Raw genomic sequence first — 17,834 nt, forward strand, 5'->3', positions numbered from 1 at the left:
GCATATTTTTTTGTCTAAATGCAAACAAACGTTTCATACCCATAATCAAGCATGTAACACAAAATAAAAAGGGCGCATCTCGCGATGCGCCCTTAATCTTTACATACTACTTTTTTACATTTCTACCTGCTGCCTAGCTGATCGCTTAATCGCTCAGTTCAGCAGCACAGGATTAGTCTTCCTTGAACGCTTCTTCGCGTTTCTTGCGCAATGCTGGCAACAGAACCACTGCCATCGCCAATACTGCAACAGCCAGCATGGTTGCGCTGATTGGGCGCTGCAAGAAAACCATCGGGTCGCTGCGGGACAACAACAGTGCACGACGCAGATACTCTTCCATCATTGGGCCAATGATGAAGCCCAACAACATCGGTGCCGGTTCAGCTTCCAGCTTGGCGCAAATGTAACCAAACAAACCGAACAATGCCATCAGATAAATATCAAAATCGCTATTGTTCAAGCTGAATACGCCAATTGCGCAGAACAGCAGAATTGCCGGGAACAGATGATGGTATGGCACGGTAATCATGCGTACCCACAAGCCGATCATAGGCAGATTCAACACGATCAGGAAGAAGTTACCAATCCACATCGATGCAATCAAACCCCAGAACAGTGTTGGCTGTTCAGTCATCACCGCAGGACCTGGTTGGATACCTTGAATAATCATCGCGCCAATCATCAGCGCCATCACCGGATTCGATGGGATACCCAAAGTCAGCATAGGAATGAAAGAAGTTTGTGCACCGGCATTGTTTGCCGATTCTGGTGCTGCCACGCCTTCAATCGCGCCCTTACCAAACTGTGCCGAATTTTTCGAAATCTTCTTCTCTAAGGAGTAAGACGCGAAAGATGCCAACATCGCGCCGCCACCAGGCAAGATGCCCAATGCCGAACCCAGCGCAGTACCGCGCAGGATAGGTGCAATGATGCGCTTCATATCGTCTTTGGTCAGCATCAAGCCGGAAACCTTCTTCATCACCAGAGAACGGGTTTCTTCATGTTCCAGATTACGGATGATTTCACCGATACCGAACATACCCATCGCAACAATCACGAAGTTGATACCGTCTGCCAGCTCAGGCATATCGAAGGTGTAGCGTGCTGCGCCGGAGTTCACGTCGGAACCAACCAAACCCAGCAACAAGCCCAGAATCACCATACCGATTGCGTTGAGCAAGGAACCGCTGGCCAACACGACCGACGCTACCAAACCCAAGACCATCAGCGAGAAGTATTCTGCAGGGCCAAACTTCAACGCCAGATCTGCCAGAGGCGGCGCAAACAATGCGAGCAAGATGGTCGCCACAGTACCGGCAAAGAAGGAGCCAATCGCAGCCGTTGCCAGCGCCGCACCCGCTCGTCCCTGTCGGGCCATCTGGTAACCGTCAATCGCCGTCACCACCGAGGAAGACTCCCCCGGTAAGTTAACCAGAATTGCAGTAGTGGAACCACCGTATTGCGCACCGTAATAAATACCCGCCAACATGATCAAAGCAGCGATCGGAGGCAACGCAAACGTCGCAGGCAACAACATTGCGATCGTGGCGACAGGACCCAGTCCAGGCAATACACCCACCGCTGTGCCAAGGAAAACACCGGCCAAGCAGTATGCCAAGTTCTGAAGCGACATAGCCGTGTCGAATCCAAGAGCTAAATTAGCAAATAATTCCATTTGAGTACCTTTTTAACCGCCAAACCATGGGCCAAAAATTGCAATCGGCAAGCCGAGCAATTCGACGAAAACCACTACCGAAAACACGGCAGCACCTATGGCCAGCATGATCGCCGGTACCCATTTGAATTTTGTACTAGCGTAGGCGCTGAACATGATGATTGCGAATACCGCAACGACCAAACCTGCACCACGAATCAGAAAGCCGAAGAGCAAAACACCGGCCAGAATCAGAATTGTTTCTTTGATAGCAAATTTGCCGATAGGCTCGCCATCACGAAAGAACGCACGCACCATGGCAATCAGACCGATCAATGCCAGCAAGCCACCCAGAATAGTAGGGAAATAGGCAGGACCCATCTTGCCTGCAGTGCCCATATTGTAGTCACGACCGATGAGGACAGCGGCCAGTCCTATACTTATGAAAATAACCCCAGTCCAAAAATCCTTGGGATGTCGAATAAATGATAACAAGATGCTCCCCTTCTCTAAAAACCAGATGGTTCAACGCTGAATATCAAACGTCGAACGATATACATTCTGTCCTGCCATGAATCAGTAATTGCGAAATTACTACCAAGCCATTACTCAAATGACGAGATGCGCCTAAGCGCATCTCGTCATTTATAGAATTACTGCATTTTTATGATCAGTCAGCGTAGACGCCAGCTTTTTTGATGATCGGTGCCCACTTGGCGATTTCCGACTTCAGATGTGCGCGCAATGCTTCTGGTGTTGCACGATTTTCAGCAACTGGCTCTGTACCCAGATCAGCGAAACGTTGTTTCACGATTGGATCTTTCAGTGCGATTTGCAGTGCGGCATCCAGCTTGTCGATGATTGGTTTTGGTGTGCCTTTAGGTGCATACAGACCATGCCAAACAGCGACTTCAAAACCAGGCAAGCCAGCTTCGTTCATTGTTGGCAGGTTAGGCAAGGAAGGTACACGTGTTTTTGTGGTTACAGCGTAAGCCTTGATTTTGCCGCCTTTGATCTGGCTGGTGGTGTTGGTGGTTTGATCGCACATGATATCAACCTGACCGCCGAGCAAATCGTTCATTGCCGGACCTGTACCTTTATATGGAACAGTGGTCAATTCAGTATCGATTGCAGTCATGAACAACATGCCGCACAGATGCGAAGCGGAACCAACGCCAGCATTAGCGTAAGTCACTTTGTTTTTGTTAGCTTTAACGTAAGCCAGCAACTCTTTCAAGTCTTTAGCTGGGAAGTCGCCGCGTGCGATCAGAGTCATAGGCACATCGGTGATCAGGCCAACTGGCTCGAAATCATCAATCGCGTTGTAGCTCAACTTGCGATACAGCGATGGCGCTGTCGATTGACCGATGTGATGCAAGAACAGGGTGTAACCATCTGGTGCCGATTTCGCAACACGTGCTGCACCGATAGTTCCGCCTGCACCGCCGACGTTTTCAACCAGAACTGTTTGCTTCAATGTATTACCCATCGACTGTGCAACCAGACGTGCAACAGTATCGGTAGGGCCGCCTGCAGCAAACGGCACAATCATCGTGATCGGCTTGGTTGGATAAGGTGTTTGGGCGTATGAAAATGCGCTAGCTAATACAGCAAGGCCAACAACCGACTTCAGAAATTTATGTTTCATGTGACGTGTCTCCAGATTTAATAATTATTGGAAAGGCTACAACTGAGATCCGAGTGGCTCGGGTCACTATTGTTCGTGCATCCTATCAAAGTCGTCAAAAAAACGATACCAAGGATGCTAGTTAATACCTCTGATTGGGTGGAAGAGACGTTTTGTACCAAAAACGTGGAGGATTCTAGCGATCCTATATCTTCCTGAACTAATCTAGGGAGGGCGATAATACTAACTGAACCTTTCACCAAACTTGCGGGGACAAGACTAAACGATTTTAGTTGCCGTCCGCAAGAAAAGAAATATTATCGTTTGCGAATAATCAATACTAAATGAGTGATGGTTCAAAATAGTGAAAACAGCGCGCACTGAAAGTGTGCGGGCGGAGTAATGAGAATCAGCGTCCGCTTACGCGGCGCGCATCAGAATCGCGCGTCACGGCAAACACGATCGCTTTACCAATTCTGCTTTCCAGTTCTTTTTGCACCGGTAACAAAGCCTGACGCCAGGCAGCAGTTTCTGCTTCGGTCAAGGTATGCACGGTCAATTTTTTCATTTTCTTGATACGTTCAAGTGCAGCAGCATTTTCCTGCTCGGCCAGAAGATTGCCGTAGGTAGTTGCTTCACGCATCGATACTTCAATCGCATTACGCAGATCCGATGGCAAATTTTCCCAGAATTTTTTATTGACGACGACGGCACTGCCCAGATAGCCATGATTCGATATCGTCACATTGCTTTGTACGGCATACCATTTTCTTGCATAAAAACTGGCTGGCGTACCCTCAGCGCCATCGATCGCATGCACTTGCAGCGCGGGATAAACCTCATGCGCGTCCAGTATCTGTGGCGCAGCACCTAGCGCTTCCATTTGCATACCCAATACTCTGGATGGATGTATCCGCATATTAAGTCCGACAAAATCGGCCGGCGTCTTCAATGCTTTGTTCGCCGACATGATCTTGAAGCCACTATTCCAATACGCTAGCCCTATCATGCCTTTGGAATCCAGCTTCTTTAATAAACCTTTACCGATTGGCCCTTCTGTAATGCGCGCTACCGCGTCCTTGTCGGCAAAAGCGAATGGCAAATCAAAGACCTCAAAATCCGGCGAGCCGAATTCTGCCAATTTTGCCAAGGATGGAGCCAGCATCTGCACCGCACCTAATTGCAGCGCTTCCAGCTCGTCCGACTCTTTATAAAGCAGATTATTTGGGTAAACGTCCACCCGTATGCGACGGCGGCTGGCTTCTTCAACCAGTTCCTTAAAACGCAGGGCCGCCTTGCCCTTAGGGGTATCGCTGGCAGAAACGTGGCTGAATTTGATTACAGTAGTCGTTTGCGCAGATACAATTGCGCTGGTCAGCGATAATGCCAAGCCCAGCAGAAACAAATGTAGTTTTGTTGCTAATTTCATCGCACGACCAGAAAGTTTCAAATTGGGGTTGCTACTATGCGCAGTCACTCATGGCATCACAAGTGTGGATAACCACATTCTCCGCCACAATAGATGCCTCACGCACACACTTGAAATACACCAGCATTTTTTAATTTGAATGTAATGCTGTGAATGAACCACAAAAAATCGCCAGCGCTACTGCACAGCCAGTCGATTTTTTACATTGTTATTTATGATACCAAATCAACCTCGTTCACCAAGCTTCGGCTTTCCAAGTCGCAAACAAGCGTGGCGCTGGCTTGCCCCTTTATTTCTGGCACTACTGTTTTTGACAACCCTGATCTGGTTGCCATTGCACGAAAAGCAACAGGAAGCCAGCGAGCGCCAGGAACAATTAATTGCCGATTCCTTGTGGGTCGAGCAAACCATACGCTTCCAGCTACAACGCAACGAAGAAAGCTTGGGCTTGATGGGCTCCGAGATTATCTCAGGCTATCTGACAGGTAAACGCTTACTTGATCGGATGGAGAGTTTAATTCGTAATAATCACGAAATCCACCGCATCATCGAGCTCGATGCAAACGGCAAACTGCTCACCTCGACCGACGAAACATTGATCACCTTCAATGAATTGTCAGCACCATCGAAAAAAGCCAACGAACGCGCACGCACGACCAGAACACCGCTCTACAGTCAGCCCGCTACCGATATCAGCGGGCCGGTGATGATCGATTATCACGTACCGCTTTTTGTCGGCAACAAATATATAGGCAGCATTATTGCGAGCTATCTCGCATCCAGCATATTGGATGACATGGTGCCATGGTGGTTTGCGCAAGATAATGAAATCGCGCTCACAGACATCAATGATGTAATCATCCACAAACGCGCATCAGGTGGCGCCGGACGTGGTGTGTATACACATAGACGCGCGCTCAATCTTGCTGGTGTCTCGTTGAAGCTGAGCACCAACAGCATCAAGAGCGCACCCAAGCTGTTACCAAGTCTGCTGGTCGATACGGTCATCCTGTTGTCGCTCGGGCTGGCGTGGAGCTTGATCGCATTGTGGCGCGACATTAATCGCCGCCTTGCTGCAGAAACCGCTTTGCGCGAACAAATTGCTTTCCGTACCGCGATGGAAAACTCGTTGATTACAGGCTTGCGCGCACGCGATCTGGAAGGGCGTGTGACCTATGTGAATCCGGCTTTTTCGCAAATGGTAGGCATACCCGCGGAAGACATTGTTGGGCACTTGCCTCCTATGCCGTATTGGGTACCAGAAGCAAGGTCTGAGTATCATCGACACTTCTCCCAAGTCGCCGCAGGCACTGCCAATCCACAAGGCTTTGAAACTATTTTCCAGCATGCAGATGGTCGTCGTATCCCGGTGTTGATTTTTGAATCGCCACTGGTTGATAACACTGGCGCACAAACCGGTTGGATGGGCTCCATCCTCGATATCTCTGATCGCAAACGCGTAGAAGACTTGAACCGACAACAGGAAGAAAAACTGCAAGCCAGCGCACGCCTCGCCACCATGGGTGAAATTGCCTCGACGCTGGCGCATGAATTAAATCAGCCGCTTGCTGCAATCTCCAGCTACACCACTGGTGCGCTGAATATGCTGGAGCGCGATAAATCCAGAGCCAACGAAGTCAATATCGACATGCTGACGCACGCATTGGAAAAAGCCCAAGCCCAAGCGCAACGCGCAGGACAAATCATCCGCAGCGTGCACACCTTCGTCAAAAAACGTGAACCTATGCGTACCGCCGTTACCATCGCGGAATTGATAGAGAGCGTCGCACCTCTGGTTGAATTACAAGCGCAAAAATATTTCGTCATGATCAAGATCGACATTCCATCGACCTTGCCGCCAGTACTGGCCGATCATGTGTTGCTGGAGCAAGTCTTGCTCAATCTGACTCGCAACGCCATCGAAGCGATGCAAGATACAGCACCAGAAAAACGCCTATTGAAAATTGCAGCTACAGTCGACGATGCCGTACCGCAAAATGTCATCGTCTCCATCAGCGATCAAGGACACGGCATACCGGCAGAAGTGTCCGAACGCTTGTATTCGCCGTTCTTCTCAACCAAGGCAGACGGAATGGGCATGGGCTTGAGTATTTGTCGTACGGCAATCGAATTTCACGGTGGCACACTCACCCACACAGAGAATCCGGGCGGTGGCACGACCTTCCGTTTCTCGCTCCCGACGTTGCAAAATAAATTGATCGAAACGACAATGCGTGCAAAGTAAAAATTAAAAGATATCTTTTTGATATATTTTTGACACTTTTAAGCTCTATCATCTGGCCGCGACAATATATAGTCGCTGTGAGAGTAAACGTAACAAGACATACGGCAGACCGACAGGATATTCAATGCTGCACATTATTGACGATGAAGAAGTAATCCGCGATTCACTGATGTGGCTGGCCAAATCACGTGGCATCCCCGCCACTGCATATGAAAGCGGCAAGACCTTTCTCGCTACGCTAGACAGCACGACACGCACCAACACGCAGGGCCAATGCGTATTGCTGGATGTTCGCATGCCGGACATTAGCGGCGTTGCCTTGTTCGACCTGCTCACTGCACGTGGCTTGACGCAAGCGTTTCCAGTCATTTTCCTGACCGGCCATGGCGATGTGCCGATGGCAGTCGATACCTTGAAGCGTGGCGCATTCGACTTCTTTGAAAAACCGTTCAACGACAACAAGTTGATGGATCGCATACAAGAAGCGCTGACTTCGTCGGAGCATGCTTCGGCCAGCGCAGCCATACACACACGCCTGTCAGCGCTATCCGGACGTGAGCGCGAAGTATTGGATTTGATCCTTGAAGGTAAGATGAACAAGGTCATTGCCGACAAACTGGGCATCAGCATGCGCACAGTAGAAGTTCATCGCGCACATATTTTCGACAAGATGAATGTAAAAACAGCAGTCGAGTTGGCACGCCTGTTGAAGTAAAATCTTATGCATGCAAGACTCATGTCTTGCATGCCGCACCATTGCACCGCTTTATCCCCTAACCTGTCTTCCCGTTCCGGCGCCTGTCGCTGATTGCAATGCATATCGTCAACCTCCTGCTGCCTGATTTCATGCTGATTCTGTTCGGCGCTGTGCTGTTTCGCGTCACGAATTGGCATGACGAGTTCTGGATCGGGACGGAAAAGCTGATTTACTACGTGCTGTTTCCGGCATTGTTGTTTTACTCCACCGCACGCTCGCCTATCAATTTCGGCACGACTGCGCAGTTTCTTCAGATTGTCATCGCGACATGCGTCGCCGGTATTGTTTTAGGTTGGCTGGCAAAGCCGCTATTCAAAGCCGGCCCGATGATTTTCGAATCCGGCTTGCAAACCGCATTTCGCTTCAACTCCTACATTGCGCTCGCGATCGCAGGCCGACTCGGCGGCGATGAAGGCGCATCCTTGATGGGCTTGGCTATCGGCTTTGCTGTTCCTTTATGCAATATGGCAGCAGTCCATGCGCTGGTGAAGAACAAAGGCAATCTGCTGATGGAGTTAGTAAAGAACCCGTTGTTGATGGCAACCATGGGCGGCGTCATCTTTAATCTGCTCGGCTTTCATCTGCCCGATTTGGCCAGCGCTTTCCTGTCACGCTTGGGTAATGCGTCCATCGCACTTGGTCTGATCATGGTTGGTGCCGGACTGCGCTTGAATGGCCTGGAAGCATCAAAGGGTATTGCCGCCTATTTCCTCGTCGTCAAACTATTGTTCGTACCTATCGTCGCGTATGTCCTCGGATTGTGGATAGGCTTATCGCCCTTACATTTACAAATGGTCGTCATGTTCGCGGCATTGCCGACGGCATCCAGCGCATATGTGTTGGCTGTTCGTATGGGTGGAAATGGACCTTTTGTTGCATTTCTGATTTCTGCCGGCACACTGATTTCCATGGCAAGCTTGCCACTTTGGCTGGCGCTGCTACAGTAAAGTAAACTCTCATCGCTGTCGCAACACCAAAATAATAAGATCACGCAGAAGTAGTGGAAAATTGAACTCTGCTTAAACAATTGCATCGTACTGCTGCGCACTGTTAGCCAAGCACGGCAAAGAACGAGATCATTGACCAGTAATTTACGGACACGTCTATTCAATGCAACACTACACCGCCCATTTGCATGAAGAAGCCGGCACCATCGCCCTCGGTGCAGCGCTCGCGCGCGCATTGCAACCAGGTCTGACGATCTATCTGCATGGCGATCTTGGTGCAGGGAAAACCGCATTGACGCGTTCCATGCTGCATGCGCTAGGCCACAGCGGCCATGTAAAAAGTCCAACCTACACATTAGCCGAGCCATATACAGTCACCATAGGCGAGCAAACCGTCAATGTGATCCATTTCGATTTATATCGGATGGCGAGTGCTGAAGAATTTCTTGATGCCGGATTCCGCGAATACTTCAATCATCAAACCATTTGCGTCATCGAATGGCCTGAAAAGGCTGAAACGGTATTGCCTCCTCCCGATATCAGCATTTCGCTCGCAGTTGCAGGCGAAGGGCGTGATGTAGAATTGCAAGCGTTGTCCGACCAAGGTGTTGAATGTCTGAATCGACTGAAATTCGCTCCAAACCTGTAAAAGCAAGAGTGCGTCGCACCGTCCTCAAGGCGGGCGGCACTTTACTCATCTCGCTCTTTTCCCCTTTGCCGGCATTCGCTTCGCAAATTCTTGCCGTGCGCGTTTGGCCATCAGAAGATTACACACGCGTCACGCTGGAAAACGATGCGAATCTAAAGACCAACCATTTCATCATCAAGGATCCGGAACGGCTGGTGGTGGACGTGGAAGGCATCGATCTGAATCCGACACTGAAAAGTCTGATCGCAAAAATTCAGCCCAACGATCCCTACATCAAACAAGTACGTGTCGGCCAAAACAAGCCTGGTGTCGTGCGTCTGGTGTTCGATCTGAAGGAAGAAGTCAATCCGCAGGTATTTACCTTGGCCCCGGTCGATAAATATCAGCACCGCTTGGTATTCGATTTGTACCCAGTCAATCCTCCTGATCCGATTGCCGCGCTGATAGAAAAAGGTCAATGGTCGCTGGATAAACCGACTGAAACAATGCCGCCGCCGGTTGCCGAAGTCAAACCGCCGTATGCAGAACCTAAAGTGGATCGCGCACCGCAAGTCAGCCGCATGCTGACCATTGCGCTCGATCCCGGCCATGGCGGCGAAGATCCCGGCGCAGTAGGACGCGGCGGCAGCTACGAAAAACATATCGTGCTGTCTATCGCCAAACGCCTGAAGGCCAAACTGGAACAACATCCAAATATGCGCGTCATGCTCACGCGTGACGGCGATTATTTTGTGCCGCTACATGTGCGCGTACAAAAAGCGCGCAAGGTGCAGGCTGATTTGTTTGTCTCCATCCATGCAGATGCGTTTGTGCAACCGACGGCCAACGGCTCATCGGTATTCGCTTTGTCGGAGAAAGGTGCCAGCTCAACTGCTGCGCGCTGGCTCGCCAATAAGGAGAATGCTGCTGATCTGATCGGTGGTACCAACATCAAGAATCACGACAAGCAACTCGCCAGCGTTTTGCTCGATCTATCTACAACCGCGCAGATCAACGACAGTCTGAAACTAGGCAAAGCGGTATTGAATGAAATCGGTGGCATCAACCGCTTGCACAAGAATGCGGTGGAGCAAGCAGGTTTTGCAGTATTGAAAGCGCCAGACATCCCGAGCATTCTGATCGAGACCGCGTTTATTTCAAATCCGGAAGAAGAAGCCAAACTGAACGACGATGCGTATCAGGATCGGATGGCCGATGCGGTGGCGCAAGGCATCAAGAAATACTTTGCAAAAAATCCACCGCTGGCAAAAAGCAGAATGATGTAGTGTGCGCAGCCCGCGCACGCTGATTAATTCTTGATCGATTCTTTCCTGAATCGTTTAGCGAAACGCCATAAGGCACTGATCACGACTGGCACGAAGGCTGCGCCTACACCGACCAGCACGATGGTATTCAAGTGATCGCGGATGATCGGAATATTGCCGAACAGATAACCACCCACCACCAGTATCCCTACCCACAGAATCGCACCGACGCAGTTGAATATCTGGAATCGGAAGAAAGTCATATCCGATATACCGGCAATAAACGGCGCAAAGGTGCGAGCAAACGGGATGAAGCGCGCAAGTATCAAGGTTTTACCGCCGTGCTTTTCATAGAAGGCATGCGTTTTTCTCAAGGCATCCTTGTCCAGCCAACGGTAATCGTGGGTAAACACTTTTTCACCCACCAAGTGACCTATCCAGTAATTCACCGTGTTACCAAGGATTCCCGCTGCCATCAACAGACTGAGCAGCAGCCATAGATTCATTTGGCCAGACGCACAGAATGCGCCCGCAATGAAGAGCAAGGTATCACCGGGTAGAAAGGGGAAGACAACCAAACCGGTTTCACTAAAAATAATGGCAAACAGAACGACATAAATCCACATGCCGTATTGCGCAATAAAAATGCCGAGATACTTGTCAACATGCAAAATCATGTCGAAGAACTGCATGAAATCCATAATTTTCCTTGGTAGCGGCAGCATCATACACCAGCGATCAGGCTGACAGACAACCTAGAAAGACTACGCTTTGCAGCGACAGTTCACTGCAGCTCATGCGCATGCAACGTTATAATCTATCCATGCACGCATCCTCCCAGCCCGTTCGGCCGATACAGCCACTATCCGACCAACTCATTTCGCAAATCGCCGCCGGCGAGGTAGTCGAGCGCCCCTCTGCCGTCGTCAAGGAATTGCTCGAAAACGCATTGGATGCTGGTGCCACGCAAATCAGTGTGCGACTGGAACAAGGCGGCGTAAAACGCATCGCGATCACCGATAACGGTCGCGGCATTGCGCCGGAACAATTGCCACTGGCATTGGCACGCCACGCCACATCCAAGATCAATTCGCTGACCGAATTGGAAAATGTCGCCACACTGGGTTTTCGCGGTGAAGCGCTGGCATCCATTGCATCCGTTGCACAACTGACGCTGACATCACGCACAGCAGATGCACAGCACGCGTGGGAAATCAGCGGCGTGCAAACCATAGATCAAAAAAGCACGGTTGCGCCCTCTTCCGGCGCATTAGGTACCACCGTCGATGTACAGGATTTGTATTTCAATACACCTGCACGTCGCAAGTTTTTAAAAACCGAACAAACCGAATTCGGCCACTGCGCAGAAGTCGTGCGTCGCATCGCCTTGTCGCGCCCGGACGTATCGTTCTCGCTGTCACATAACGGCCGCACCATCGATCACTGGGCGGTGAACGATATCGCCAAGCGCAGCGCACATATACTCGGCAATGAATTCTCCGGCGCGCGCATGCCTTTGGAAGAAGCCGCGGGCCCTTTGCGCTTGCACGGCTTTATCGGCTTGCCAACAGCCTCCAAGGCGCGTGCCGATGCGCAGTACTTCTATGTAAATGGCCGCTTCGTACGCGATAAATTATTGACGCACGCAGTACGCTCCGCTTATCAAGATGTATTGCATGGTGATCGCTACCCATCGTATGTGATCAGTCTTGATCTCGATCCAGCATTGGTCGACGTCAACGTGCATCCATCGAAGATTGAAGTACGCTTCCGCGATAGTCGCGCCGTACATCAGTTTGTCTTCCATGCCGTTAGTCGCGCCTTGGCACAAACATCTGCCACAGCATTCGGCGCAGTTCCTTCGCCAACACCGGCACCATCCGGTGCTATGCCGTGGTTGCGCGAGCAGCAACAGACATCGTTCGCGCCGCAATTCAATACGCCGTATGGCGTCGCGCAAACAACTGCAAGTTATGGCGCACTCTTTGGCGCAGAACCTATAGCGGATCAAAACAACGGCGCGTCTTCGCCACTGCAAGCGTTCACCGGCAATAACACGCAGACTTTATCCGATGATGAATTTCCTCTCGGCTTTGCGCTGGCACAGTTGCACGGAATTTTCATCCTGGCACAAAACACCAAAGGCTTGGTGCTAGTCGATATGCACGCCGCACACGAACGCATACTGTATGAGCAATTAAAAAATGCGCTGGACGATAATGCGATGCAGGTGCAACCGCTGCTGATCCCGATTACCTTCTACGCTGATGGCGTGGAAGTTGGCACAGCGGAAGACAATAAAGACATACTGCAATCACTAGGCTTCGACATCGCTGCCTTGTCACCGACCACCTTGGCCGTGCGCGCTGTACCCGCACTGTTGAAAAGTGCCGATGCACAAACACTGGCGCGCGATGTATTGCGTGACGTACGTGAATACGGCGGCTCGCGTGTATTGGTCGAGCGACGCAATGAATTACTCGGCACATTGGCCTGCCATACCGCGGTGCGTGCCAACCGTACGCTGACCGGCCCGGAAATGAACGCCCTGCTACGTCAAATGGAAGCAACCGAACGGGCAGACCAATGCAATCACGGCCGTCCAACCTGGGTGCAGCTAGGCTTATCCGATCTGGATAAACTCTTCGAGCGCGGACGCTAAAGTGTCCATCATTCAAGCAGCAAGCGCATGACTACCCATTCCGCAAAACCGTTGGTCGTCTCCATCATGGGGCCGACTGCTTCCGGCAAAACTGCTGCCGCGCTAGCCATTGCAGAACGCATCCCGGCGGAAATCATTTCAGTCGATTCCGCTCTCGTGTATCGCGAGATGGATATCGGCACTGCCAAACCAACTGATGAAGAACGCGCGCAAGTACCGCATCATTTGATCGACATCCTCGATCCGCTGGAATCGTACTCGGTCATGCAATTTCGTCAGGATGCCATACGCCTGGCAGCAGAAATTAGCGCACGCGGCAAACTGCCTTTGCTGGTCGGCGGCACGATGTTGTATTTCAAAGGATTGAAAGATGGGCTGGATGCCTTGCCGCAGGCCGATGCCGCGCTCCGCGCCGAGCTGGATGCCGAAGCAGCAATCATCGGCTCGCCGGCCATGCACGCCAAGCTGGCAGCCTTGGATCCCATCACTGCGGCTCGTTTGAAGCCAAACGATGCACAACGCATACAACGCGCATTGGAAATCCTCGCACTGACCGGACAACCGATGTCAGCACTGCTGGCACAAGCACCAAAAACTGAATTGCCTTTTACTCTATTGCCAATTGCATTGGAACCATCTGATCGCAGTGTTTTACATACACGCATAGCAACGCGTTTCGATGCCATGCTGAAAGGCGGTGGCTTGCTCGATGAAGTGAAAGCATTGCGCGCACGTGGCGACTTGCATCTCGGCCTGCCATCCATGCGCTGTGTCGGCTATCGCCAAAGCTGGGAATATCTGGACGGCGCTTACGGCTTGGGTGAATTACGCGAAAAAGGCATCGCCGCCACACGCCAACTAGCCAAACGACAATTAACCTGGCTACGCTCGATGGAAGATAGACATGTTATCGACTGTCTTGCACCCGATGCTGCCGGCGCAATTTTGCAGCAGATAGAAAACGCTCAAAAAAAGCCCTGATTGCAAATTCAATAATAATTTCATCTCCTGCAAACCCGCAGAAGCCAAGGATTTTGCCCAATATCTTGCTAAGTAATGGAATTGGATATTGACAGGGACGGCCAAAAACGCGATAATTTTCGGCTATCTGGTGATATAGCTCAGTTGGTTAGAGCACAGCACTCATAATGCTGGGGTCGGTGGTTCAAATCCACCTATCACCACCAAAAAATACATAAGCCGTTGATTCGTAAGGATCAGCGGCTTTTTGTTTGCCGCCCTACCCGCTTGGTGTTGCACAAAGGTGCTACACATGGCAGGCACGTTCTTAACAAAATCGCGGCACGGAACCATTTATTATTTCCGACGGCGAGTTCCTAAAGCAGCACAGCACGTCTTTGGTCGGCAGGTGTTCGTGCAATCACTAGAAACCAGTGACCGCCGCTTAGCTGTCGTTCGGGGTCGGGGGCTTGCGGCTCAAACCGATTCAATTTTCCGACGCATAGCAATGTCAACAAAATCAAACGCTTCCGACGGCTTCATCACCAACTGGGAAATGGAGATCGATCTCGACGACTTGGGGAAGCCCAAGAAACTTTACGTCAAAGCTGAGCCGGAAGAGCAGGATGCAGTCAACTCTGCGATTAGAACTGCGCTAGAGGGCATAAGAGGCCACGGCAACAATATCAGCCACACAATCACTCACAAACCCTTCAGAGCGGCTCTCACAGAATATTTCAGTAAGTCACAGATCAAAGCGCAGACGAAGGCGACCTATCGCAGCAAACTTGATCATGCTCAAAAGTATTTTGGTGACGCCAAAGACGTGCTGAAGATCGACCAAGCGGATTTTGTGGCCTACTGCGGTCACGTATTGGCAACGGTACCAAATATCACCTCGCAAGGTCATTACATGACCACCGTCGCAAGCTTTCTGAACTGGCATCGCGTCAGGACAGCAGGCCTATCCGCGCTCACGACAAAAACACTAATGCCGAAGAGAGACTCCCCCGAGTCAGAAGACAGGGACGCTTTCACCCTAGAACAGCTTGCCTTAGTGTTCGAAAACGCTAAGCAATATAGACGGAGCAATCCGTATAAGTTCTGGGTTACGATTGCCCCCGCCTTTTTGGGATGCCGAATCGAAGAGCTTTGCCAAATTCATTTGAAATCTGACTTGGTTAACGACGAAGAGGCGGGTATCTGGTATTTAAAATTGGACGGTCGCCCTGACCCTGACGGCATAGTTCGAAAGTCGTTAAAAAAGGTATCCACTTGGAGGCACGTGCCAATACACGCGTCACTGATTCAGCATGGCTTTATTGATTTTTTGAGAGATCAACAACAAGCAGGATTCCAACGACCCTTTTCAAAAGAATGGAAACCTCGCGAAGTAAAATCCGATCTGGGGCATATCATTAAATGGAGCCATTACATCAGTCGATGGGGCGGCAGGGAATTGGATGCAATCGCAAAACATCAACAATTCGATGCCGATAGCCTCGCCTACTTTCACTCAATGCGCCATACATTCAAACGCGTCTTGGGCGATGCCGGCGTACCCAGCCATATTTCAGAAGCTCTGGCCGGACGGCGATACGCCAGCTCTGACGCGGAACGATATGAAAAGCTGAAACAGAATCACCGTCGCTTATCCATCGAGGGTGTCGAGCGCGGCTTGGATGCAGTCGCAGCTTTACTCAACAAAACACTAGGTGCTTAATAAATTGCGACTCAAGCGAGTTGATTATTTTATTGCTGGAGATGGCGGGAATCAAACCCGCGTCCAGAAACACTCTACGTTCTGATTTGACTCGCTTAGACACCGCAGCTGACGACTCAGTACTTACCTCGTATGAAGTTGATACAGTCTGAAGGCTGTAGCAGTGTTAGCTACTTTAAGAATCGAAGACAGGGGGTAAGAATGTACAGAAGAGTACAAGAACTATTTTGCTAGTTTAGCAATTAGCTTGAATGAGAAGTAAATTCCATGCTCACCGAATTCTTGCGCACTTCTTCCATCTGAAATGGATATAAAAAGTTTAGAGCGCAGAATTGGAGGCATTTCTTTTTCGCAATGCGAATAGCAAAAAATATCCAGGACGCATGCAGTAAGAATTAACGAAACCTTTTTATCAACTTCCTCAATTAACTTATTAGTTAACGCGATTCCAAACCAATAAGCGAGTTTAAATGGATCTTGAGAGTGGGATTTGACTCGGTGATTTGTAAGGTACTTGAAAATACTAGCCGCAGCATTCAGCATCAGTTCGTCTTTACAAGTTTCTATAACCTTGCGAATACGATTGATACAGGCGATAGATTCGTCTTCAAAAGCACGTTGAGCAGCCATATCAGTAGGCTTAGGAAACGGCGAACAATGATCCCGATATAACTTTAGGCCTGTAGGTACACCCCAGAAAAATTGCTGGAGAATCCCTTCAATATCACTGTTGAGTAATGCTAAGGCCGCATCGGCGGGCGAAGCCGAGACAATAGGAACTACTTCGCCCATCGGTAACCCGCTCAAGCTGGACGCGGATATTTATCAGTATTCAGGAATCCACCACTTCCCGATTTCAGCATGTCGCTGATTTTTGTGCTGCAGCCATTTTCGAACTCATGATCAACCGCACCACCGCCCAGCAACACACCAGCCATTGTAGCTAGAGTTTGCGGATCGATTTTAAGTGTTGGTACTGTGCTGTTAAGCACTGGATCAGTTTTCACGGCAAGCCCCTCGAGAGCATTATGATGTAGACAGACTAACCAAAGATGAAGTTAGTTCAATGACAGCCAGCGACTATAGCAAAGAAATCGTACCAAATCAACGACATATATTGACCAACCGGTAAATAACAATTTGAGAATGCCATCTTGTTTAATAGACGTCAATACTCATTATCAATTTCCTTAAAGAATTATTAGTTGTTCAAATATTACCAATATTGGCGTTTTTGGCGCTATTCAAACCCCAAAACACGGATAGTATTTTTAAAAACATTAATGTTTCTGTAAGGTGCCTAGCAATGCGGACTCAGTTAGTCAGAGCTGAGCTGGGGACTGCCTTAATGAAATTCACTCACCCTACCGCTTGTCATTCCGAGCCACGTAAAGTCTCTCCTAGAGAGCAACAGGTCAGCAGTTTGGCAGAGTTCAAATTGTTCTGAGCCTAATCCTCCCCGCATTGCGCGGTCCAAGCATGGATCACTTATTTAGTCGGCACTTTGAATTGCTGAATTGCAAATGTATAAGGCAAGTTGAAATTTTTCTCGGAATGATGAAGTCATCACCTTCGAATCAACTCTTATATATCTAAGACTACCGCAATGTATAAGAGAAAAAAAGGGGAGGAATCCTTGAGCGTTTCTTATGCACTTTTTATCGTTTTTTTGCTTCAACCTGGGTGACAAACAACACCGCGACATCTACATCAAAGGCAGCAGCAAGTTTTTCAATTGCATCCAGTGATGGATTAGCGTTACCTCGTTCAAGGCGACTCATATAGCTGCGCGCAAACCCACAGTGGTCAGCAAAGGCTTCCTGGGACAAGCCAGTGTTCAGTCTCATGGCTTTCACCGCAGAGCCGAAACGTTTTCGGAGAGGAATATTCACCCCGTAAATGTCGGCTAATGTACACTGCAAGGCCACGCTCTAATT

At 49.8% G+C, this 17,834-nt stretch carries 16 protein-coding genes and 1 tRNA gene; 9 read left to right on the top strand and 8 right to left on the bottom strand.

The genetic code is table 11. The annotated features are described in order from the left end of the window. Positions 1 to 172: 172 nt before the first annotated feature. From AC07N2_RS01455 to AC07N2_RS01470, 4 genes are all read right to left on the bottom strand, one after another. Complete coding sequence (locus AC07N2_RS01455) at positions 173 to 1,675, bottom strand: tripartite tricarboxylate transporter permease (protein WP_494776689.1); 1,503 nt, start codon at positions 1,673 to 1,675, stop codon at positions 173 to 175. A 12-nt stretch (positions 1,676 to 1,687) separates the two neighbouring features. Beyond that, a complete protein-coding gene (locus AC07N2_RS01460) occupies positions 1,688 to 2,149 on the bottom strand; it encodes a tripartite tricarboxylate transporter TctB family protein (protein ID WP_494776690.1) in 462 nt (153 codons plus the stop codon). A gap of 175 nt (positions 2,150 to 2,324) precedes the next feature. Beyond that, complete coding sequence (locus tag AC07N2_RS01465) at positions 2,325 to 3,302, bottom strand: tripartite tricarboxylate transporter substrate binding protein BugD (RefSeq protein ID WP_494776691.1); 978 nt, start codon at positions 3,300 to 3,302, stop codon at positions 2,325 to 2,327. Positions 3,303 to 3,690: 388 nt separating this feature from the next. After that, a complete protein-coding gene (locus tag AC07N2_RS01470; RefSeq protein ID WP_494776692.1) occupies positions 3,691 to 4,710 on the bottom strand; it encodes a DctP family TRAP transporter solute-binding subunit in 1,020 nt (339 codons plus the stop codon). Positions 4,711 to 4,924: 214 nt separating this feature from the next. On the opposite strand from AC07N2_RS01470, the gene AC07N2_RS01475 reads away from it, so the two are divergent. The 5 genes from AC07N2_RS01475 (at position 4,925) to AC07N2_RS01495 (ending at position 10,573) form a co-directional block, all read left to right on the top strand. Then, complete coding sequence (locus tag AC07N2_RS01475) at positions 4,925 to 6,955, top strand: sensor histidine kinase (RefSeq protein WP_494776693.1); 2,031 nt, start codon at positions 4,925 to 4,927, stop codon at positions 6,953 to 6,955. A 124-nt stretch (positions 6,956 to 7,079) separates the two neighbouring features. Further along, a complete protein-coding gene (locus AC07N2_RS01480; RefSeq protein ID WP_494776694.1) occupies positions 7,080 to 7,670 on the top strand; it encodes a response regulator transcription factor in 591 nt (196 codons plus the stop codon). A gap of 98 nt (positions 7,671 to 7,768) precedes the next feature. Beyond that, positions 7,769 to 8,659 (top strand): AEC family transporter, encoded by an 891-nt coding sequence (locus AC07N2_RS01485; protein WP_494776695.1) that lies wholly within the window; start codon positions 7,769 to 7,771, stop codon positions 8,657 to 8,659. Positions 8,660 to 8,822: 163 nt separating this feature from the next. After that, a complete protein-coding gene (gene tsaE / locus AC07N2_RS01490) occupies positions 8,823 to 9,308 on the top strand; it encodes a tRNA (adenosine(37)-N6)-threonylcarbamoyltransferase complex ATPase subunit type 1 TsaE (RefSeq protein WP_494776696.1) in 486 nt (161 codons plus the stop codon). Then, positions 9,272 to 10,573, top strand: a complete 1,302-nt coding sequence (locus tag AC07N2_RS01495; RefSeq protein ID WP_494776697.1) for an N-acetylmuramoyl-L-alanine amidase — start codon at positions 9,272 to 9,274, stop codon at positions 10,571 to 10,573. Before tsaE ends, AC07N2_RS01495 begins: the two co-directional genes overlap by 37 nt. Before the next feature lie 23 nt (positions 10,574 to 10,596). Here AC07N2_RS01495 and AC07N2_RS01500 read toward each other — a convergent pair whose 3' ends face one another. Further along, positions 10,597 to 11,253, bottom strand: coding sequence for a VTT domain-containing protein (locus AC07N2_RS01500; protein ID WP_494776698.1), 657 nt, complete (start codon positions 11,251 to 11,253; stop codon positions 10,597 to 10,599). A 122-nt stretch (positions 11,254 to 11,375) separates the two neighbouring features. Between AC07N2_RS01500 and mutL the strand changes: the two genes are divergently transcribed. From mutL to AC07N2_RS01520, 4 genes are all read left to right on the top strand, one after another. Further along, a complete protein-coding gene (gene mutL, locus AC07N2_RS01505) occupies positions 11,376 to 13,214 on the top strand; it encodes a DNA mismatch repair endonuclease MutL (protein ID WP_494776699.1) in 1,839 nt (612 codons plus the stop codon). Positions 13,215 to 13,241: 27 nt separating this feature from the next. Further along, positions 13,242 to 14,195 carry a tRNA (adenosine(37)-N6)-dimethylallyltransferase MiaA gene (gene miaA, locus AC07N2_RS01510; RefSeq protein WP_494776700.1) on the top strand — a complete coding sequence of 318 codons (954 nt, stop codon included), beginning with the start codon at positions 13,242 to 13,244 and terminating at the stop codon, positions 14,193 to 14,195. 129 nt (positions 14,196 to 14,324) lie between these two features. Next, positions 14,325 to 14,401, top strand: a tRNA-Met gene (locus tag AC07N2_RS01515). Between the two features lie 86 nt (positions 14,402 to 14,487). Further along, on the top strand, positions 14,488 to 15,897 hold the full coding sequence (locus tag AC07N2_RS01520; protein WP_494776701.1) for a DUF6538 domain-containing protein: 1,410 nt from the start codon (positions 14,488 to 14,490) through the stop codon (positions 15,895 to 15,897). A gap of 222 nt (positions 15,898 to 16,119) precedes the next feature. Here AC07N2_RS01520 and AC07N2_RS01525 read toward each other — a convergent pair whose 3' ends face one another. The 3 genes from AC07N2_RS01525 to AC07N2_RS01535 form a co-directional block, all read right to left on the bottom strand. After that, complete coding sequence (locus AC07N2_RS01525; protein WP_494776702.1) at positions 16,120 to 16,689, bottom strand: hypothetical protein; 570 nt, start codon at positions 16,687 to 16,689, stop codon at positions 16,120 to 16,122. Between the two features lie 11 nt (positions 16,690 to 16,700). Then, positions 16,701 to 16,904: a hypothetical protein gene (locus AC07N2_RS01530; RefSeq protein WP_494776703.1), complete on the bottom strand. Its 204-nt coding sequence runs from the start codon at positions 16,902 to 16,904 to the stop codon at positions 16,701 to 16,703. A gap of 651 nt (positions 16,905 to 17,555) precedes the next feature. Continuing rightward, positions 17,556 to 17,819, bottom strand: coding sequence for a helix-turn-helix domain-containing protein (locus AC07N2_RS01535; RefSeq protein ID WP_494776704.1), 264 nt, complete (start codon positions 17,817 to 17,819; stop codon positions 17,556 to 17,558). Positions 17,820 to 17,834 lie beyond the last annotated feature (15 nt).

The sequence above is a fragment of the Herminiimonas sp. GW821-FHT09C12 genome (assembly GCF_059416385.1).